24 protein-coding genes, 1 tRNA gene and 1 pseudogene are annotated in these 19311 nt (G+C 59.9%); 19 read left to right on the top strand and 7 right to left on the bottom strand.

Annotated features, from left to right (window positions below; genetic code table 11):
- Positions 1 to 59 precede the first annotated feature (59 nt).
- The 6 genes from NYQ88_RS18040 (at position 60) to NYQ88_RS18015 (ending at position 6422) form a co-directional block, all read left to right on the top strand.
- Positions 60 to 1010 carry a DMT family transporter gene (locus NYQ88_RS18040; RefSeq protein ID WP_275652475.1) on the top strand — a complete coding sequence of 317 codons (951 nt, stop codon included), beginning with the start codon at positions 60 to 62 and terminating at the stop codon, positions 1008 to 1010.
- Between the two features lie 64 nt (positions 1011 to 1074).
- Positions 1075 to 1335, top strand: a complete 261-nt coding sequence (locus tag NYQ88_RS18035; protein ID WP_275652474.1) for a hypothetical protein — start codon at positions 1075 to 1077, stop codon at positions 1333 to 1335.
- 399 nt (positions 1336 to 1734) lie between these two features.
- Positions 1735 to 3399 (top strand): SPOR domain-containing protein, encoded by a 1665-nt coding sequence (locus tag NYQ88_RS18030; protein ID WP_275652473.1) that lies wholly within the window; start codon positions 1735 to 1737, stop codon positions 3397 to 3399.
- A gap of 201 nt (positions 3400 to 3600) precedes the next feature.
- A complete protein-coding gene (locus tag NYQ88_RS18025) occupies positions 3601 to 4836 on the top strand; it encodes a putative DNA modification/repair radical SAM protein (RefSeq protein WP_275652472.1) in 1236 nt (411 codons plus the stop codon).
- On the top strand, positions 4836 to 6275 hold the full coding sequence (locus NYQ88_RS18020) for a UdgX family uracil-DNA binding protein (RefSeq protein ID WP_275652471.1): 1440 nt from the start codon (positions 4836 to 4838) through the stop codon (positions 6273 to 6275). Before NYQ88_RS18025 ends, NYQ88_RS18020 begins: the two co-directional genes overlap by 1 nt.
- A 70-nt stretch (positions 6276 to 6345) precedes the next feature.
- Positions 6346 to 6422 (top strand) — tRNA-Met (locus NYQ88_RS18015).
- 375 nt (positions 6423 to 6797) lie between these two features.
- Here NYQ88_RS18015 and NYQ88_RS18010 read toward each other — a convergent pair.
- Genes NYQ88_RS18010 through NYQ88_RS18000 form a run of 3 tightly spaced genes read right to left on the bottom strand, consistent with a single transcriptional unit; the run spans position 6798 to position 8428 of the window.
- Positions 6798 to 7322: a hypothetical protein gene (locus tag NYQ88_RS18010; RefSeq protein WP_275652470.1), complete on the bottom strand. Its 525-nt coding sequence runs from the start codon at positions 7320 to 7322 to the stop codon at positions 6798 to 6800.
- Positions 7312 to 7974, bottom strand: coding sequence for a hypothetical protein (locus tag NYQ88_RS18005; protein ID WP_275652469.1), 663 nt, complete (start codon positions 7972 to 7974; stop codon positions 7312 to 7314). Before NYQ88_RS18005 ends, NYQ88_RS18010 begins: the two co-directional genes overlap by 11 nt.
- Before the next feature lie 49 nt (positions 7975 to 8023).
- Positions 8024 to 8428 carry a hypothetical protein gene (locus NYQ88_RS18000; protein WP_275652468.1) on the bottom strand — a complete coding sequence of 135 codons (405 nt, stop codon included), beginning with the start codon at positions 8426 to 8428 and terminating at the stop codon, positions 8024 to 8026.
- A 212-nt stretch (positions 8429 to 8640) separates the two neighbouring features.
- Here NYQ88_RS18000 and NYQ88_RS17995 point away from each other — a divergent pair, with 212 nt between their 5' ends.
- The 5 genes from NYQ88_RS17995 (at position 8641) to NYQ88_RS17975 (ending at position 12097) form a co-directional block, all read left to right on the top strand.
- Positions 8641 to 8991, top strand: a complete 351-nt coding sequence (locus tag NYQ88_RS17995; protein WP_275652467.1) for a hypothetical protein — start codon at positions 8641 to 8643, stop codon at positions 8989 to 8991.
- Between the two features lie 180 nt (positions 8992 to 9171).
- Positions 9172 to 10764 carry an AAA family ATPase gene (locus tag NYQ88_RS17990; protein ID WP_275652466.1) on the top strand — a complete coding sequence of 531 codons (1593 nt, stop codon included), beginning with the start codon at positions 9172 to 9174 and terminating at the stop codon, positions 10762 to 10764.
- A gap of 1 nt (position 10765) precedes the next feature.
- Positions 10766 to 10984 (top strand): hypothetical protein, encoded by a 219-nt coding sequence (locus NYQ88_RS17985; protein WP_275652465.1) that lies wholly within the window; start codon positions 10766 to 10768, stop codon positions 10982 to 10984.
- Entirely contained in the window at positions 10974 to 11348 is a 375-nt protein-coding gene (locus NYQ88_RS17980) for a hypothetical protein (protein WP_275652464.1), read from the top strand. The genes NYQ88_RS17985 and NYQ88_RS17980 overlap by 11 nt, the downstream gene beginning before the upstream one ends.
- Entirely contained in the window at positions 11345 to 12097 is a 753-nt protein-coding gene (locus tag NYQ88_RS17975; RefSeq protein WP_275652463.1) for a metallophosphoesterase, read from the top strand. Before NYQ88_RS17980 ends, NYQ88_RS17975 begins: the two co-directional genes overlap by 4 nt.
- 135 nt (positions 12098 to 12232) lie before the next feature.
- Here the strand turns inward: NYQ88_RS17975 and NYQ88_RS17970 are convergent, their stop codons facing one another.
- Positions 12233 to 12388 carry a hypothetical protein gene (locus NYQ88_RS17970; protein ID WP_275652462.1) on the bottom strand — a complete coding sequence of 52 codons (156 nt, stop codon included), beginning with the start codon at positions 12386 to 12388 and terminating at the stop codon, positions 12233 to 12235.
- 48 nt (positions 12389 to 12436) lie between these two features.
- Between NYQ88_RS17970 and NYQ88_RS17965 the strand changes: the two genes are divergently transcribed.
- The 7 genes from NYQ88_RS17965 to NYQ88_RS17935 are packed head-to-tail and all read left to right on the top strand — an operon-like array spanning position 12437 to position 15287.
- Entirely contained in the window at positions 12437 to 13012 is a 576-nt protein-coding gene (locus NYQ88_RS17965; protein WP_275652461.1) for a hypothetical protein, read from the top strand.
- On the top strand, positions 13013 to 13372 hold the full coding sequence (locus tag NYQ88_RS17960) for a hypothetical protein (RefSeq protein WP_275652460.1): 360 nt from the start codon (positions 13013 to 13015) through the stop codon (positions 13370 to 13372). It begins immediately after the preceding gene.
- 10 nt (positions 13373 to 13382) lie between these two features.
- Complete coding sequence (locus NYQ88_RS17955; protein ID WP_275652459.1) at positions 13383 to 13709, top strand: hypothetical protein; 327 nt, start codon at positions 13383 to 13385, stop codon at positions 13707 to 13709.
- Positions 13710 to 13761: 52 nt separating this feature from the next.
- On the top strand, positions 13762 to 14112 hold the full coding sequence (locus NYQ88_RS17950; RefSeq protein WP_275652458.1) for a hypothetical protein: 351 nt from the start codon (positions 13762 to 13764) through the stop codon (positions 14110 to 14112).
- The gene (locus NYQ88_RS17945) at positions 14112 to 14318 is read left to right on the top strand and encodes a hypothetical protein (RefSeq protein ID WP_275652457.1); all 207 of its coding nucleotides are present in this window, start codon (positions 14112 to 14114) and stop codon (positions 14316 to 14318) included. Before NYQ88_RS17950 ends, NYQ88_RS17945 begins: the two co-directional genes overlap by 1 nt.
- Positions 14319 to 14321: 3 nt before the next feature.
- Positions 14322 to 14663 carry a hypothetical protein gene (locus NYQ88_RS17940; RefSeq protein ID WP_275652456.1) on the top strand — a complete coding sequence of 114 codons (342 nt, stop codon included), beginning with the start codon at positions 14322 to 14324 and terminating at the stop codon, positions 14661 to 14663.
- 48 nt (positions 14664 to 14711) lie between these two features.
- Positions 14712 to 15287 (top strand): metallophosphoesterase family protein, encoded by a 576-nt coding sequence (locus tag NYQ88_RS17935; protein ID WP_275652455.1) that lies wholly within the window; start codon positions 14712 to 14714, stop codon positions 15285 to 15287.
- Positions 15288 to 15423: 136 nt separating this feature from the next.
- Here NYQ88_RS17935 and NYQ88_RS17930 read toward each other — a convergent pair whose 3' ends face one another.
- Genes NYQ88_RS17930 through istA form a run of 3 tightly spaced genes read right to left on the bottom strand, consistent with a single transcriptional unit; the run spans position 15424 to position 17563 of the window.
- Complete coding sequence (locus NYQ88_RS17930) at positions 15424 to 15885, bottom strand: hypothetical protein (RefSeq protein WP_275652454.1); 462 nt, start codon at positions 15883 to 15885, stop codon at positions 15424 to 15426.
- 47 nt (positions 15886 to 15932) lie between these two features.
- Positions 15933 to 16079 carry a hypothetical protein gene (locus NYQ88_RS17925; RefSeq protein ID WP_275652453.1) on the bottom strand — a complete coding sequence of 49 codons (147 nt, stop codon included), beginning with the start codon at positions 16077 to 16079 and terminating at the stop codon, positions 15933 to 15935.
- Positions 16076 to 17563 carry an IS21 family transposase gene (istA, locus tag NYQ88_RS17920; protein WP_275652452.1) on the bottom strand — a complete coding sequence of 496 codons (1488 nt, stop codon included), beginning with the start codon at positions 17561 to 17563 and terminating at the stop codon, positions 16076 to 16078. Before istA ends, NYQ88_RS17925 begins: the two co-directional genes overlap by 4 nt.
- A gap of 272 nt (positions 17564 to 17835) precedes the next feature.
- Here istA and NYQ88_RS17915 point away from each other — a divergent pair.
- Positions 17836 to 19311 (top strand): annotated as a pseudogene (locus NYQ88_RS17915) (transposase family protein); the annotation flags it as partial.

Genomic DNA, 19311 nt, shown 5'->3' with positions numbered 1-19311 from the left:
ATCCGCTACCACTGGCGCATCGACCCAGAACCACCCCGCCCGAGACGACCACCCCCGCCATGACCATCCCGAAAAACCTGACCCTCGGCGTCATTTTCGCCATCGTCACCGGCGCGCTCTGGGGCCTCGTCTTCGTCGCCCCGAAAACGGTCACCGCCTTCAGCCCGCTGATGCTCGTCGCCGGGCGCTATCTCGTCTATGGGCTCCTCGCGCTCGGGCTCGTGCTCTTCCGCCTCCGCCAGATCCTGCCGCTGCTCACCGCGAAAAACCTCGCCATTGCCTTCGGCCTCGCGATCATCGGCAACACGCTCTATTACCTGCTGCTGACCAATGCGATCCTCCTCGCCGGCGTGCCCATCGCCACGCTGATCATCGGCCTCATGCCGGTCACCATCGCCCTTGTCGGGTGCCTGCAAAAGGGTGCCGTGCCCTTCATGCGCCTCGCGCCGGCGCTCACCTTGGGCACAGCCGCCATCGCCCTCATCACGCTCGATGCCTTCGGCACCGGCCTCTCGCTGGGCACCGCCGGCCCGATCATCGGCATGGTTCTGGCCATGGGCGCGCTGCTGTCCTGGACCGGCTTTGCCGTCGGCAACAGTTTCTTCCTCGAGCGCCACGCCGATCTTTCATCCGAGGACTGGAACCTCATCATCGGCCTCGTCACCGGCCTTCAGGGCCTTGCGCTCATGCCCGTCGCGCTCAATCACGCGCCCCTGCCGACCGACACCAGCCTGTGGCTGAATTTCCTCTTCGTCTGTGTAGCGATCGCCTTTTTCGCGTCCCTAGTCGCCAACGCCCTGTGGAACCGCGTCAGCCGCCTGCTGCCGCTCACCCTCGTCGGCCCCATGGTGCTGTTCGAAACCCTCTTTGCCCTGCTTTATGGTTTCGCCTGGGAACAGCGCCTCCCGCAATTCCTCGAAATCGCCGCCATGCTCCTCATGCTGGCAAGCGTCCTCCTCAGCATCCGCGCCCATCGCACCCAGCCAAGGCTGCACACTCAGCCCGCCTGAACCAATCTTTCGACCAAGGCCCGCTTCTCGCCCAGCGTCTCATTGCCAGGTGAGGAGCAAAACCATGAGCGAGCAGCCCGAAAAAACAGTCCCCACTCTTTTAGAGGCTGCGTTGGCGCGTCTCTGCGGCGGCACCCTAGCGGTCTTTGAATATAGTCTCGCAGTCGCCACCATCACCGCCCTGATCCTCTCCCTCCAGCCCGAAACCCGCCCGATCTCCACCCTCGCGGCAGTTCTCATTGCCACAGTCGTCTCCCGCCCGCTGCTCGTTGCCATTCATCTTTGGGTGGAGTGGGAGAAGAAGCCGCGCAAAAGAAGTAGGTGAATCGCCGGCCGCGACAAAAACGGCGAAGAACCTGTTAAGTCGCTGTTGCTCGTGTCTTAAGTGGCCACTTGCGGAGAGCCCGAAAGACTGAGAAGCTTAATTCGGGCGGGGGTTCAAATGATATCTGGAAACGTCAACAGATGGGGTGTTGCGTGTCTTTTATTGATATCGCTCTACTTCGCCTCGACTTCTGCTCCACGGGCCGACTTTGAACTCAGTCGGGGGTGGTTCGGAGAGCTCGGCGACGAGGATCGAGTTGCGCTTCAGACAGATCTTACGCTCGCAGGGTTCTATGACGCCATAATCGACGGTGCGTTTGGCCCTTCAACGTATCGGGCGCTCACTGCTTTCCAAAAATGGAATGGAGACACTGCGACTGGCGTCCTTGATGGTACGGCTATGCGTGCACTGTCTCGGGCCGCCCAATCCGTTTTCGAAGAACTTGGCTTAGAGATTGTCCACGACGAAGGCGGCAAACTCGAGATTGCGGTGCCGCGGGCTTTACTTCCGGACACCAGTCGAACCTCGGTCGGGACAGCCTACACTCGGCCTGACGGATTTATGCGCCTCGACACCGTTAGTCAGTCAAATGCTGTCCAGTCATATGCCGATCTATACCAGCAGCTCTCAACCGAAAATTCCAGGCGCGACGTTACATACCGAACGTTGCGCGATGAGTACTTTGTCGTTTCTGGAGTGCTGGATGGAGAATACTTCTACTCTCTGATGTTCGCGAACGGTGATTTTACGTCTGGGTTTACGGTCAGATGGACGGAGCGATACACTAAACAAGGGTCGATAGTTGCCCTTTTTCTTGCGTCGTTCGCGAGCCCTTGGAGTGATGACCTGAGCCCCGCTCCCGAACTAGCGCCGTCGCCAGTCCTGCCCGCATCCGACGCGGAAGCAGTAATTCAAATCGGCAGCTTTCAAGTCTTGCGGGAATCTCCCGGCGTGATTTGGCTTCGCGGTGATATTGGAGCATCGACGCCGCTCGACTTTCGGCGAGCAGTCCGGGCCGCTGGCATTCCCAAAGTTCTCTTCTTGGCCAGCGATGGGGGCTACGTTTCCAGCGCTCTACTCCTAGCCTACGAAGTCAAGGAAATGGGGTTGGCGACCTACGTCCCCCCCAATGCGGGCTGCTACTCCGCTTGCGCCTTCGTATTTTTTGCGGGTGAAGAGCGAAGTGTCGACGGAGCGCTAGGCGTGCATCAGGTTTGGGGTGAGGACACGGATGCGTCAGTGGCGCAAACTGTGGTGTCAGACATCTTGGAAGCATTTGTGGACTTCGGCGTTCGGCAAGAAGTCACTTCCGCCATGCTTCGTACTCGGCCAGAGGAAATGTACGTCTTTAGCGCTGCCGAATTGACTCAGTGGGGCATATTGAAGGGTAATCCGTCTGTCCACACAGCCGCCGAAAATCCAGTGTCGGCCAATTCTGACATTGGCCGTACAATCCTCCCTAAATCAGCGGGGCAGGATATTACAGAGCGTACTGTGCCGATCTCGAAGGGCACTACACTAAGCGCGGTCTTAGGGAAGGAGGGGCTGGTTGATGCCTGGATCTTCCCTATCGAACGTGTCTTCCGTGAAAACGGTGTCGACACTTACCTACCAGCGGGAACGGCAATAAAGATCCTTTTTGGCCGAACCATCCCTCAAGCGGATGTGGTCCCCTATAGGGTAACCTTTCACCAAGGTGGAGAGAGCACACCTATTACGTTCGGGGTCGCACTAGCGGACAATGGTGACTACGTCGCACTCGGCAATGGCGAAAAGCTCAGCCCCACTACTGGTGAAAAAGGCCCGAGACGAGGTACCAGTGCGGTGGAGAGCTTCGTGCAGCTTTACTCAACCAGAACCGAGGAGGCTGCATTGGCGGCCGCACAGGAAATAGCCTCTCAGTTTGGGTCGCTTTTCGCCGGGGCGGATCTGGAAGTTCAGCGGGTGGACCTTGGTCCGAGGGGCATATTCTACCGGATAAGGGTATCCGCGCCTTCCGCTGAAGCGGCGGGGCTCTTGTGCAGTCGCCTAAAGCAGGCGGGCAGAGACTGCTTCGTACTGTAGGGCGTAGAGTGCTTGTAGGCTGCGGTGGCCTGGCGATGCACTTAATGCGGCTGAACACACCACCAAAGCGCGTAGGTCCTGCCACTTAGTGACGCGGACGCTTTGTCTTCCCCCGATCACAATTCCTCCACCGCCCCCTTTTCCCATTCCCTCCCGCAGCCCAAGCCATTAAACATCCAGAACAAAGGATGAACAAAAAAGATGGCCACGCTAACCCTCAATCGCAAGCTGGCGGTGCTCGCCGATGCCGCCAAATATGATGCCTCCTGCGCCTCGAGCGGCAGCGAGAAGCGCAATTCGGCTGGCACCAAGGGCATTGGCTCGACCGAGGGCAGCGGCATTTGCCATTCCTACGCCCCCGATGGCCGCTGCATTAGCCTCTTAAAACTGCTGCTGACCAATTTCTGCATTTATGACTGCGCTTATTGCATCAACCGCTCCTCCTCCAACGTGGCGCGGGCGCGGTTTTCGGTCGAAGAGGTGGTCCAGCTCACCCTCGATTTCTACAAACGCAACTATATTGAAGGCCTGTTCCTCTCCTCGGGCATCATCCGCTCGCCCGACTACACCATGGAGCAGATGGTTCGCGTCGCCCGGACCCTGCGCGAAGACCACCTCTTTGCCGGCTACATCCATTTAAAAGTCATCCCCAACGCCGCGCCCGAGCTTTTGGCCGAGGCCGGCCTCTGGGCCGACCGGCTCTCGACCAATATCGAGCTGCCCACAGACAGCGCGCTGGAAAACCTCGCGCCGGAAAAGCGTCCCGCCGAAATCCGCACCGCCATGGCGCGGCTGCGCGGAAAGCTCGATGAGGCCAAGCCCGAAAAGAAGACCCGCTCAAAGCCCCAGAAATTTGCCCCCGCCGGTCAATCCACCCAGATGATCATCGGCGCCGACAAGGCCAATGACGACGCTATCCTCACCCGCGCCGCCGGGCTCTATTCCGGCTATCGGCTGAAACGCGTCTATTATTCCGCCTTCTCGCCCATTCCCGACGCCTCCTCCCGCCTGCCGCTGGCGCCGCCCCCGCTGATGCGCGAGCACCGCCTCTATCAGGCCGATTGGCTCATTCGCTTTTATGGTTTTGATGTCCCCGAAATCGTCGCCGGCGGGGAAGGGGGCAATCTCGATCTGGCGGTGGACCCCAAGCTCGCCTGGGCGCTGAAGGAACGCGCGCGTTTTCCCGTCGACGTCAATTTTGCCGATCGCGAAATGCTGCTGCGCGTGCCCGGCCTCGGCGTGCGCAGCGTCGATCGCATCATCTCCAGCCGCCGCCTCACCCGACTTCGGTTGAGCGATGTCGCGCGCATCGCCGGCTCCATCGATAAGGTCCGCCCCTTCATTACCGCCAGCGACTGGAGCCCGGGCGGCCAGATCGATGACGTCAAACTGCGCCAGCGCCTCACCCCGCCGCCCCAGCAGATGAGCCTTTTCTGATGCTCTCGGTTCGGCTCGAGAGCCCCAATGATTTTGCCGAGTGGCGGGACAAGGCGCGCCGACTGCTCGCCGCCGGTGTCGCCCCGGCAAATGTGGTCTGGCGCTACGGCGCGGAAGACAATGGCCTCTTTGAGGCAGGCGACGACATGCTGCCCACCGTCGCGGGCGCCATCGGCTCGGTCCCGCGCGATTTTCTCACCCTCGCCCAGACCGTCATACAGCATTCCGACCCCGAGCGTTTTGCCCGGCTCTACACCATGCTCTGGCGTCTGCAGCAGGATTCACGAATTCTCATGAACGCGGCTGATAGTGCTAACAGTCTGCTAACCAATATGGCCTCTGCGGTGCGTCGTGATGCACACAAGATGAAGGCCTTCGTGCGCTTCCGCACGGTCCCTCTGGCGGGCGAAGAGCGCTATGTCGCCTGGCTCGAGCCCGACCATTATGTGCTCGAAGCGACCGCACCCTTCTTCGCCCGACGCTTCGCCGGCATGAACTGGGCCATCGTTACTCCCTATGCTAGTACCTTCTGGGATATGGAGAATTTGTCGTTCGGCCCTGGCGGCTCGAAGAAAGATGTCCCCGCCCACGACGCGGTGGAGGATGATTGGACCACCTATTACGCCGCCATTTTCAACCCGGCGCGGTTGAAGGTCTCGATGATGAAATCGGAGATGCCGGTCAAATACTGGCGCAATCTCCCCGAAGCCGCCCAGATCGCGCCCCTCATCCGCAATGCGCGGGCGATGGAGGCGGAGATGATCGCCCGTGCGAGCACCCAGCCGCCGGCCCGGCACCTCCGCCAAAAGGCGCGGGAAATCAGCGCGGTAGATGAACTTATCCAGTCTATCCCCGATGCAAGGGCAGCCATAGAAAGCTGCCGCCGCTGCCCCCTCTACGAGCACGCCACCCAGCCCGTCTTCGGGGAAGGCCCGCCCGACGCCAAGGTCATGGTGGTCGGCGAACAGCCCGGCGACCAGGAGGATCTGGCCGGTCGCCCCTTCGTCGGCCCCGCCGGCCAGGTGTTCGACGAGGCCATCGCCGAGGTCGGCATTGATCGAAAAAAGCTCTATGTTACCAACGCGGTAAAGCATTTCAAATTCGTGCCGCGCGGCAAGCGCCGCATTCATCAGAAGCCCGATAGCGGTGAAATCTCCGCCTGCCGCCACTGGCTCGACATGGAGCGGCAGCTGACGCGGCCCCGGCTGATCGTCGCCCTCGGCGCCTCCGCCGCCCAAAGCCTTCTGGGAAAAGCGGTTTGTGTCGCCAAGGTCCGCGGCGAACCGATTCCGCTCGACGATGGCGCGATCCTCGTCGTCACCAACCACCCCTCCTATCTCCTGCGCATTCCGGACGCCGAGGGCAGGGCGGTTGAACGCGCTAAGTTCTTGGCGGATTTGCAACTTGTGGAAAGGCTGATGGCACAATCGGAAAATTGATAGCGATCCGCTTGACAGCTTTGCCCCACACTTTTACTAAAGCGCTCATCGGCCTAGGTCGACGCCTTGAGGCGGAGTAGCTCAGTTGGTTAGAGCGGCGGAATCATAATCCGTGTGTCCCCAGTTCAAATCTGGGCTTCGCTACCATTCAAACCCCCGGGAAACCGGGGGTTTTTGCTTTCCGGGGGTTGGTCCGATTTCGGACTAGGACGAGTTTAGGACGAGCGACACGCGATCGGCATGGAAAAGCCGGCGCGGGTGAGGCGCCGGCTGGATGGATTGATGTTGCTAGTCAGTGCTTGTCGATATAAGCCTGCGCAAACGCGACAGCCTCTTTCCGCGTCTGCCACGACTTCTGTGACAGTCGTTTTTCAATGCCGGTCGGCCGGATCGCCCCTTTCGGACCCGAAAGGACAACTCCAGTCCAGCCCCCCGCTCCAGATACTGATCTGATTGCGCCAGCGGCGAGAATGCGGTCTTCAGTGTTTCGCTGTGACGACATCACCTCATCTCCTCTCATCTTTATGCGGCGTCTTCGAGCTCGATGACGGTCGCGCTGCGCCAGCGGGGCTTCAAGATGATCTCCGATTCGTCGCGGTCCATGGAGACAGTCAAGATGTCCGACTTCTTGATGACGCGCTCGAAGATCACGCCATCTGGCACGTACATCCCGCGATGACCTTCCGCGAACTCACGCGCGATAGCGATGTCAGTGGTCCACGAAATGCCGCCGCGTGAACCCCTTGGGGCGCCACGATAGACGGTGACCTTGGTCGGCAGGCTGTCGTAGAATTCGCGGTCTTTGCCTTTCAGAAAGTCCGTGCCGCGCGCGCTGGTGGCGAGCAGCACTTTCATGATGTCGTCGATGACACGCGGGCTCACGGCATCACAGCACGTCCAGCCGCGCTGAAAGATCTGCCATGCCGCCGAGGGCGTCGCGGCCTTCTCGATGCCGTCGACGAGCGCGTATGGACGGAGGTCGGAATCGACGCCGGGCGCAAAGAGAACGGCGATCGCGCGGTCGATCATTTCTGCTTCATTCAGCATTTTGGGCGCCCCTCTGGCTGATGCGATAGATGGTAGGGCCATCGATATACCGCTTTCCGAGCGGCTCCACGGACAGGCCCCTCTCTTCCATGCGCTCCCGCATCTTCGAAGTGTCATTTTCGACGTCCCAGGAAGCTCGCTGGATCTGCCATTTTTGGCCTTCGCCTTGGGCGCAGCTCAGCGCGATCTTCTCTGTTTCACGCGTGTCGAAGCAGATCGAAAAGCCATAGCTGCCGCCATGCTCCTTACGGATGCCTTTAGCCCGCTGGTGTTGATGCCCCTCGTCTTCGTAGAGAGGCGGGTCGACGAGCCCATACTTCGCTCGCTCTGCATCGACTTCTGCCTCCCGCTGCGCGAGGGGCATGATCGGAGGCGGTGTGGGCAGGTCGATGTTGAAGGGACTCCAGAGGATCTCCGAGAGCATCGTGACGTCGTTCGTCATGCGGGTGCGCTCGCGCTCGATCAATGCGATCAGCTTGCGATCGAAGACGGGACTCTCGTCTTTTTCGAGTGTCTTGTGCACAGCAGTCGGTGTCATATCGAGCTTGCGTGCGAGCTTTGCGACCCACCCTTTTTCGGGCTTCCCAGCTTTGTCGCGGCCGAAGAGGATGCCGGCGACGGTCTCGATGGTATCAGTTCGTGTCATGTCCATGAGTGGCTCCTACAGAAGAAGACGGGGGCCGTAGCCCCCGTGGTGTCGCTCATTCGGCCTCTTCAGCCTCTTCGCGGATGGCATCATTGAGCCACTCCGTGACGCGAGCATCGACAGCGGACTCGAAGCCAGGCTCTGCGAGCAGGGCGATCATGAGATTCTTCTCCTCATTGGGATCGAAAGCATCGAAAGCGGAGAAGTCGCAGTAGATCTCCCTGGCCGTGCTTGCATCCCAACCATCATACGATCCGCTGTTGTATTCCTTGTTCTTCTTGATGCCGTCGATGATGAAGTCTGCGACGAAGTCCACATCACCGTCCGCGTTCTCGACGTCGATGTGCGCGCCGACGCCGGCATGCTTTGCAGCGGCTTCGAGAGCTGCATCCCAATCCTCTGCGAGGACGACTGCGATGGTCTGTGAGGAAGTTGTGTTCAGGACGCGGAAAGCGTTCATTTTCTGTCTCCATCGACCAGTTGGCGCTCGCCATTCTGGTACTTAGGTGTTGTTCGGACCGCCTCTTGCCGTCCGATGATTTGAAGATAGCGCACGCATTAACCACTTTCAAGAAGAAAGTTCATAAAAAGTGAATTATTTCTGATTTGCATTAAATTGCAAGCACTTAGAAGGTATGGCGGATCAGCGCGCGCGTGTGTATCTTGCGGGGTATGAGTGAAGACAAAGACGAATGGGACATTGATCCACGCAGGCACAGCCTCTTCGCATTGACGCTTGCTGCAGTATTTCCGGAATGGTCCAGCAAGAAGATCGCGCGCTGGCTCGATCTCAATCCGCGTTCGCTGCAGCGCATGCTCGGAAAGGGCCCAGATTCCCCGCCAATCCCCGATCGAGTGAAGAAACAAGCCGGTGAGATGGCAGACCGCGTGCGCGACGCGCGGCTTGCAGAGCACCTGGACGACTTCATAGCGTCTATGCGATCGCAGGGCATCGACGACGACGTCATCGCGGCATGGCTCTCAAGCAGACACAAGCGGCTCGTCGATCGCGACATCGAGTGACGCCGCAGCCATTAGATAAAATGCCGTCGATTTTCTCTCCGGACACGCTCTGATCTCTGCGCTATAGACGCCGACCTGTGACGCCGATGCCATGCGCTCGGCGGCGCACCCCGAGCCCAGCCCGCATCCGCGGAGTGCTACGGGGCGTGGAGCCGGAACCGGCCCGCTACCAAAAATCACATGACATCAAAGGAAAACGTCGCAGACGCTGCGACCATTCTTCTCGTGCGCGAACGGGGCGTCTTGCACGACGTCATCCGCGCCGGGCGTCTTCCGACGCTCGACGACCTCATCGCCGGGGCGCCGTTTTTCGCGGACAACATTGAGCGCGACATTCAAGCTTGGTGCGACAGTTTGCCGACGATCGGTTTGTATCGCTACGACGAGCACGGAGCGGCTGTTCCGATTGTGCCAACACTTGAGTTGCGCAACGCAGTTTCAGTGTTGCGCGACACCTGCGCGCCGCTGGCAGTTGAAGCCGTGCGCTTGGAGCTATCTGGGATTTCGCACGAAGACGAATGGCGCATGCGCGTCTATCAATCGTGCATGCTCACGAGTGGCGATAGCACTCGTCCAGCGCGCGAGGCGCTCGCTCTCTATATCGCAGAGCGGGCGGTCTCGCGCTCGCGGAATCTCGACTTCTGGCACCACTGTGTTGTGGCAGGTTTACTCGGCCGACAGCAAACGTCGATGCAGAACTACTGCAAGCATGGCTACAACGAAATTGCCCGTTTTAGCGACGTTCAAGACGACATCGGTCTTGCGCGCGTCATCATCGCAGCCGCGGATAAGAAGGCCGCAGAAACGGGTGCGGCACCGACCTTCGAGGACATCGCCGCAGCCGCTCAGCGCGACGAGCCGGGCGAGGAGGATTGGCAAGAAGCCATCGAAGAGACCCGTGCTGCCGAGCCGGCTGCAGTGATCGTGGTGCCCGAGCTGCCGGACGGCCAGACGAGTCATCGCAAAGACATTTTCCGAGGCTGGAAGGACATCGCCGGGGAGCCGTTGCCACTGGTGGCCAAGGGCGATATCGCCGCGGCACGACGTCATTTGATGCTTCAATGGCCGCACGCTATCGACGTGATCGATACCATTCTTGGCGACCTCGTGACCCGCGACGACGTCCGCTTTCGGCCGACTCTTCTTGTCGGAGAGCCGGGGTCGGGCAAGAGTTCGCTGGCCCGAGCGATCTGCGATGAGCTCGGGCTTCCATGCGAGCTTTTCAGCTTGGGCGGCGTGGCAGACGCAGCTCTTGGCGGCACGAGCGCGCAGTGGTCTACGGCCCGTGAAAGCGTGCCTCTGCAGCTGATCAAGCGCGCAAAGACAGCATCGGGCGCCGTCATCTGGGACGAGGTTGAGAAGGCGGTGACTGGCTCGGCAAACGGGGCCGCCTTGGACGCCTTGCTGCCGTTGCTCGAGCTAGACCAGGCACGCCGGTTCCGCGACCCGGCACTCGAAGTCGAGTGCGATCTGAGCTTCGTGAGCCATTTTGCGACCGCGAATTCGGTCGACGGCATTCCGGCGCCTCTCCGCGATCGCATGCGTATCTTGCGCATGCCGACGCCCAGTTGGGCGCACTTGGGCGTGCTGTCGGGGCAGATCGTCGATCGCATCGCGCGGGAGCGAGGCATCGATCGGCGATGGTTCCAGCCGCTCGCAGAAGACGAACTCGATCTCGTCCGCGCGGCGTGGCCAGGCGGCAGCATTCGGAAGCTGACGCGTATCATCCAGACCGTCCTCGACGGTCGCGAAACAATCATGGGGAGATGCTGACATGTTCAGTAAAGACATCATCATTCGCAATAGCGCGCGCTGCTTAGAGTGCGAGCAAGAAATCGTGTCGGAGCATCGCCATGATTTCAAGAGCTGCCGATGCGGCAACGTGAGCGTTGACGGCGGCACTGCGTACATCCGCCGACTCTTTAGTGGCAAGGGACGCTGGCAAGACACTTCTATCACGATGCCGCGGGGAGATGCTGACGATGTTAAGTGACAGCGAACTCGTCCGCCTCCGCACGCTATTCGTCGAAGCGTGCGTGCAGCTTCCGCATGACCCTTCCGCCCCCTCGGGGGCTGCGGTCTGGTGGGGCCGCACGCTCATCGACGCGACGCCAGAAAATCTCCGACAGCTGCTCGATTCACTCAGGGGCACTGAGTGGCACACGCGATTGCTGGTCTCATTGATCGAGATCGGAACAGCTTCGGCTCGCGATATTCTCGCTGGCGTGCCGGCCCCTCTCGATGAAGTCAAAGACCGGAGGTGGCAGCTCCGGCGAGAGCTTGACCGCGCGATCGACGAGCTCGAAGATATCGATCTGCACATGCTGATCTTCAAAGCGAAGAAAGCAGTGCGATGAAGATCTGGATCATCTCAGACCTGCATCTCGATCATATGCCCTGGCCTCCGCCGATCCTACCCGATCACGACGTGCTGGTCATTGCAGGCGACGTCAGCAATGACCCTGCCGCTGCACTCTCTGAGTTGTCGCGGCTGCATGCGATGACGCAGAAGCCAATCGTCTTCGTGCCGGGCAATCATGATCTGAGCGGAGGCGGTCTGGATGCTTTCGAGGCGCAAGTCGACGGCCCCGTGGTCGTGCTGCCGGCTGGTCAGAGCGTCGTCATCGACGGCTTCCGCTTCGTCGGTGCCACGCTGTGGACGGACTTCGCCATTGCCGGCGACGCCTATGCTTCGCAAGCATGGGCGGCACGGCACATGCCAGAATACCAACGCGTGACAGGGCCGGACGGGGACCTTCTGTGGCCGGAGCATACATTCGACGCCCACGCGCTTCATCGCGCTGCCATTGATCGAACGCTGGCCCAGCCGTTCGACGGCCCGACAGTCGTGGTCACGCATCACGCGCCATCGCCGATTTCATGCGGGCACCACCCCGGCCTCGAAGACGCTGCATACGCGTCAGATCTCAGCGATCTGATCCGTGTAAGATCGCCAACGCTGTGGATACACGGGCACATCCATCGCCGGTGTGACTATGTGCTTGAAAACACACGTATTATCGCCAACCCGAGGGGATACGAAAGCGACGACTGGAGCGAAAATCCCGATTTCGATCCGCAGTTCGTCGTCGAAGTGGGCGTGTAAGCCGTTGAAGTTGATAACTTATTCGGCGCGATGTCGAAATATGATCCATCCGCGATCTGTTTTAGGTCACTCGCGGATCGTCACTACCTCATAACCCTCGATAACGGATTATGAGGTAATGACTGCGTGACGCCATCACGCTGCCTTGGGCCACATCTTCTTCAGCTCGGCGATCCGCTTCATCTCGCGCGGCAGGCTCTCGGTGACGCGCGCGAGTTCAGGTCCGTACACGAAGTCGAGGCACTCGTTCATCGAGTAGCCGACGTCGTTGGCGAATCCTGCAATCTTCATCCTCGCCGGCTCCTTCTCTTTCGCCATCATCACGGGAGTGATCTGAAAATGGACACCAATTTCCGCACTGGCGATCTGATCGAGATCAAGACCGGCTCGTTCCCCCCGCGCTCTGTCCTGACAGTCGCCTACGACACTGGCGATCGCATTGTCTTCGCGGGCTACCCCGTAACGTCGATCAGCGATCGAGCCCTCATCGTCGCCTCAGAACGGATGTGCGACGAGGAGTTCATCCGGCTCTACGACGAGATCGTGGACGAGGGCGGCATCCTCTCTCACGGCGTCAAGCGCTGCCACAGCGCCGAGGCAGAGCGGGTCCGCATCGCGCTCACGGGCTTCCGTCTCGCTGGCGTGAACGTGCCCGGCGAGACGAAGATCGAGAACGCCGTCCATCATCTCAATCGCGCCGTGGCAGGTCTGCCGGTCTACGTGTGCTCCGATGGTCCAGCTATCGTGTTCAGTCAGCGTGCATCCGAGAGCCGTCTGGTCTTCTCGCCGGACAGCACCACTGGCACTGGCTATGAACACATCCGCACATTCTTCTGCGGCCTGCTCGTCGGCATGGGTCGCGACATCCTTAACTTCGACGTCGAGCGTGCCGTCGAAGAGCTGGGAGTGGCGTGAATGAAGCTGCCAGAGGACTTCATCACCTTTGCAAAGTCCGTCGAAATCTCAGCAGCGCGCTTCCGCACTGCTGAGATCGAGAACGAGCATAGGATCGCCGACGCGATGCAGAAGCCGATGACGCTCGACGACTGGTTCGATGTCAACGTTGAGCTTAGGGTCAGCGCCGTGGATCGTCGCTGGCAGCGCGAGATGGATCGTGCCCGCGAGCGGGGCGTCGCTGTCTACCACTATCGCGTTCGTTCGCAGGTTGGGCGCCGACGCATCACTCTCAACGACACCGACGCCCCCGAAACCCGCCGCTTCTGGAACACGATGTTTGGCGTGCCGTATCGTCCCCAGGGAGATTCGAAATCGTGAGGAAAACCGCATGAAAATCGTCGATCGCACTACATTTCTTCATCTCAAGACGCCCGTCGTTTTCGCGCGCGTGGACAAGTGTGACAACATCGGACCGATCGAGATCGCTAATGAGATGCTCATTTTTGATGAGCCAATCGGCGGAAACGCCGGCGACTTCTATACGATTAGTCTCGATGACTATTCTGCGCACGTAGATGGCATGGCATGGATAGCGATGTCACTCGCGCACTTGATCAAGCCCGACTGCGCGCTGGAGAGAGTCTGCCACTGCAAGATTGCTGCGACCGCGACGGACTTTTCGATCAAAAACAGCGGTTCGTCATCTATGAGCTAGACGATCTCAAGCTGATCAAAGGGTACATCGACCAAGCCATCGAGGTCCAGTCATGACCCGCGCCGCCGATCTCTACTACGCCGACGTCGGCCCTGGCGATCTCGAAGATCTCGTTCACTACGAGCGTGTCGAAGTCTACGTCGTCGCTGAGACCGCGCGCGGGTATTTCGTCAACGACAAGCCCGGCCGCGCCGGCAGCCGGTTCATCGATCAGAAGTTCGTCGGCTCGATGTCGGGGCCGTACGGCGACGGCGGCATGACAGTCAAGATCGAATACGCGTGGCTAAAAGAGAACGGCAAGCTGCACTGGATCGATCGCGATGAGCTCTATGACTACGAGCCGATCACGCCACGCGAGCCCGCCGTGTCTATTGAATGTGGCCCAGATGAGGAGCCGTTCTGATGAACATGATCACGCTTTCACCAGCCGAGGCAGAGAAGATCGTCAAGGCCATCGTCATGGCATCGGATGTGCTCAATAAAGCAGTTATTGGCGATGAATTCGAAGATGCGGATGTGACAGTCGGGGGCAAGAAGACATCCGCTCGCGCGATCGACGACGGTCTGCTCGCCGCCGTCAGGATCATCCGCTCAAAGCAGGGGAGGTAAATCATGACCAGCACCACCGTCGCCTCACTCGAACGCGCACTCGAAATCGCGGGGCACGTCGCTGACTCGGGCACCGACGTTCGCGACCTGCAGCACGAGATCCGGTCTGCCCTGAATTCGCTCCGTCAGGGCCCGCCCGTCATCAATGATCTGCAGCTGCACGCAAGGCTAAATCGCGAGATCGCCAAGCACGGCTCGATGTCAAAAGCGGCGGCGGACTGGGGCGTGCCGCGGCAGACGCTGCATGCTGTCGTAAACGGCGACCGGCCGTGCCCGCCCGTCATTCTGGCGGCAATTGGATTGAGACGGCTGCCGGCAGGGCGGGCTCTTTATAGAGAGCTCTAGTTCCTTGCTTGCGGATCCGGCATACCCTGATTTTACGGGGAAAAAACGATGACACATTACTTCATCAGCGACACACACTTCGGCCACGACACAGCCGCGCTTGAATACAGCGGGCGTCCCTTTGACACTATCGAAGAACATGATGCCTATCTCATTGACAAGTGGAATAAAGTCGTCACGTCGTCGGACACCGTTTGGCACTTGGGCGACTTCGCGCACGACAGCGCTGATCCGAAGCAGCTCCGCCGCATTTTTGGCAAGCTCAATGGATCGAAGCACCTAATTAGCGGAAATCACGACAAAAAGAGCGTTAAAGAGCTGCCTTGGTCGTCCGTCAGGGACTACGCGGAGATCTCCGTAGACGGCACGCGCCTAGTGCTCTCGCACTACCCGATGAGGGCGTGGAACGCGATGCGTCACGGCTCAATTCAGCTGTTCGGGCACTGCCACGGCAAGATGTCGATGAACGCGCAACAATGCGATGTCGGCGTCGACGTCTGGAATCTGATGCCAGTCGATTATCCGACGATCCGCGACTATTTAAAGACGCTGCCGCAGATCATCTACGAGCCCGGTAGCGACGACTGGACGCTAGAGCAGCGCGAGCCAGCGTTGACCGTGTAGGGGACGGATTTCATGCCTGCGCTCCGCCCGTGGACATAATTCATGGGTGGGGGACGTTTTTCATGAGCTCGTAATGCGTTTCCCACCCGATCGCGCATTCGTAATGCGAAACCCACCGGCGTAATCGGGATCTCACCTACAGTAATGTGCAGTTCGCGCGGTCGTACCTTGTTCTAGCTTTGACGTCGATCAGTTCATCGTCGGTGATGTAGTCGGCGGGATTGAGCGGGAGTCCAATCTCGTTTTCGGCCGTGATCTCGTCGTAAGCGTCGCCTTGAATGGATTCGAAGAGTCGACCGAGAATGAAGTCCTTCGTTGGCCCCTGCATCGTCAGTGAGACCATGACCGGGACGTTAGCGCGTGCTTCCTCCGGCGTGATCATCCCAGCGATGGCGGCGTCCATGAATACGTTTCCGGCTTCCAGTCCAGCCACGAAGTGACGCTCGACGGCAGCGGTGTTGTCGTGCATCGACGCCCAAGTGTAGCACTGCCAATGCGTCAGCATGATCATTGCCTTCTTGGCGTCTGCCTCGGCCGCGTGCGTTGTCGATGCAATAATGACTGTGAGTGTCACCGCAAGAATAGTGCGCGCCATCATGATCCCCCTTATACGTTAGGATAGATGAACCGATGCCGAGGGGGCGGTCAATGAGAGCAATAGCCATCGCAATTCTTGCACTTGCTTGTACTCCGGCATTCGCGGTCGATGATGCCGACGTTTACAGGCAATCTTAGCTCGTTGAGCATGATGCCCAGGCGAGCTTCATCGACTGGATGGGTATTGGCTTTCATGCGCGTTCTCCCGCCATGCCCTGGGTTCCGACCAGAACCTGGTAGCTGTCCAGACAGACGGGCTGCACAAAGACCTGGGGCAAGGCGGCGGGATCTGGAGAGAACCTTCTCCGCAACGCCGCCAGATCAGGCAGGCTACCGGAACGGAGCACCTGACCCAACTCGCTGGCCAGTTCTCCTTCACAGTTGCGATCATGTGCGAGTGCCAGAAGTTCGACTGTGATCTTGCAGGCGGGCCGTTCCGGCATCGCCGCACACAGGGCCTCGAATGCGCGACGATATTCCGGTCGGGGGAAGAGCTTGTCGCGATAAACCAGGTGCAGCAGCGCCATGGGCTTCTTGCGCAAGGAGTGGATGACGTGATGGTAGTTCACCACCTGGTCATGCTTGCCGTTGGCCTGAGCGCGCCCTCTGGGCAGGGTCAGCAAATGCGTTCCGCCCATGAACACTTCCAGCCTGTCATCGAACAGACGCACCCTCAATCGGTGTCCGATGAGGCGGGAAGGCACGGTGTAGAACACCTTGCGCAAGGTGAACCCGCCCGTGCTGGAGACGGTGACGATCACCTCCTCGAAGTCCGTGGTGCGGCGCTCAGGCAGAACCTGCAGATGCGCTCGCTCCGCCTCTATGCCTTTACCCCGGTTCGCATTGCGCCGGCTGATGATCTCGTCGACAAAGGCGCGGTAGGAGCTCAGATCCTCGAAGTCAGGGCTGCCACGCATCAGCAGGCCATCCCGGATCGCGCCCTTGAGATGGCCATGAGCACTCTCGATCGAGCCGTTCTCATGGGCCACGCCCTTGTTATTCCGCGTCGGGGTCATCCCATAGTGAGAGCAAAGAGCCTCGTATCGCGTCGTGAGATCTGTTCTGGCCTCGGCGTCAAGATTGCGGAAGGCGGCCGAGAGGCTGTCGCTGCGGTGATAATGAGGAGCACCACCGGCTGACCACAAAGCATTCTGCAGCCCCTCGGCCAGAGCAACAAAGCTCTCCCCGCCCAGAATGACGTGAGCATGTTCGAAGCCAGACCAAGGCAGACGGAAGTGGTACAGCAGGTGGTTCAACCGCTGCCCGGCAATGGTGACGCCAAGCCCGCCCAGATCAGTAAAGTCCGAAAGCCCCAGCCGTCCCGGTTCGTGAACCTGCCGGAAAATAACATCTCGCTCGGCGCCATGGATGGCCCGCCAGGCGCGAATACGACGCTCCAGTGTACGGCGAATGCCGGACTGCAGGTCGGGGTGGCGGCGCAGCAGTTCCTCGTAAATGGCGACAGGTCGCAGCCCCGGCGCTGCCTGCAGCAACGGCACAACTTCAGCCTCGAAAATGTGCACAAGAGGATCAGGGCGCCGTCGCCCTCGAGGTTCTCGCCTCTGGGACGGCAATATCGGGTCCTGTAGCAGCCGGTAGCCTGTCGCGCGGCTTATCCCGGTCTTGGCTGACGCCGTCTCGGTAGCGTGGGTTTGTCTGAGCTTCATGAAAAGCCTCATCTGATGATCGGTTACATGGCGCCCCGGCACAAAGGTGGTCCCCTCCTGAAAACCACCACTGTAGCGGGACGACCGCGATCACAGACCCCGAAATCGGGCAAAGCGATTGGTACGTGCCTCCGGTCGGGCTACGCCCTGCCTGCGACACGCACCAACAGCTCCGTCTCATCCTGATTGTCGCTGAGTCCGCATTGCCTCGCCTGAAATGTACCCGGTAGATTTGGTGTTGCCTCATTTAAAATGCTCCCGGCACGGGCTGGCGGGAGCAGGGAATGAGGAACGTAAGTATGGTGACACGCAACGAGCTTTTGACGGTGTTGGTGGAGCGGTATCGGCGAAGTGAGCGGGATGAGAAGCAGCGCATTTTGGATGAGTTCGTTGCCGTCAGCGGCTATCACCGCAAACATGCGGCTCGGCTACTGCGTTCGGCTGCTCCTTTGAAGGCCCAGCCCTCAAACCGGCACCGGATTTATGGTGAGGGGGTCCGAGCGGCCTTGATCGTGCTTTGGGAAGCCTCCGATCGGGTTTGCGGCAAGCGCCTTCGTCCTCTCATTCCGCTCCTGCTCGAAGCGATGGAACGGCATGGGCACCTTGATCTGGTTCCAGAAGTCCGAGCCGGCTTGATCACGATGAGCGCGGCAACCATCGATCGGGCATTGAGGGAAGCGAAGGCGGGAACACGCAGCCCGTATCGCCGCGGAACGGCATCAACTGCCTTGCGGCGAAGCATTCCGATCCGAACCTTCTCGGACTGGGGTGATCCAGCGCCTGGACATGTCGAAGCCGACCTTGTGTCGCACAGCGGACCTGTTGCAAGGGGCAGCTTTGCCTGGACTTTCGTGCTGACCGACATCGCGACCGGCTGGACCGAATGTGCACCCTTGCTGGTGCGGGAGCAGACGCTTTTGACGGCGGTGCTGAGCGAATTACGCGTCCGTCTGCCTTTTCCTCTCCTCGGCTTTGATACCGATAATGACAGTGTGTTCATCAACGAAACCGTGCGTGATTACTGCGCGACGTCGCAGATTACGTTCACGCGCTGCCGCCCCTATCGCAAGAACGACCAAGCGTTCGTGGAACAGAAGAACGGGGCCGTGGTTCGTCGGCTGGTCGGATATAGAAGGTTCGAGGGGATCGAGGCAGCGAGAGTGCTGGCGGAGCTCTACGCTTCGTCAAGACTGTTCGTGAACTTCTTCCAGCCCTCGTTCAAGCTGGCGGAGAAGCATCGCGACGGAGCAAAGGTCCACAAGCGCTATCACCCGCCGGCGACACCCTACCAGCGTCTGCTGGACGACCCGAGGATATCCGAAGAGACGAAGCTTGGGTTGCAGGAAACCTATGCCAGTCTCGACCCTGTTCGGCTGCTGCGAGATATGCGGGAGGCGCAGTCACGTTTGGTGTCGCTGACCGATGGCATGACTGCAGCTGCGACCGAGGAAAAGATCCGGCCGGATCTCGACGGCTTCCTGGAAAGCCTCAAGATCATCTGGAAGCAGGGTGACGTGCGCCCAACATCGGCGCCGAAACCAAAACAGAAACGAGAGCGCCGGCGGCCCGATCCGCTCATTACCGTGACCGAGGATCTTCGGGAATGGTTCGAGCAGGAGCCGTGGCGTACAGGGCGTGAATTGCTCGACCGGCTGCAGTCCGAACGCCCGGGAGAGTATCCGAATGCGTTGCTGCGAACCGTGCAGCGTCGGCTGAAGACCTGGCGTTCCGAGCAGGCCCACGGAATGATCTTCGGCTCT

Source organism: Devosia sp. SD17-2, assembly GCF_029201565.1.
Classification (GTDB): Bacteria; Pseudomonadota; Alphaproteobacteria; order Rhizobiales; family Devosiaceae; genus Devosia.
Note: the sequence above shows the minus strand (reverse complement) of the source record. Positions and strands in the feature narration are given on the sequence as shown.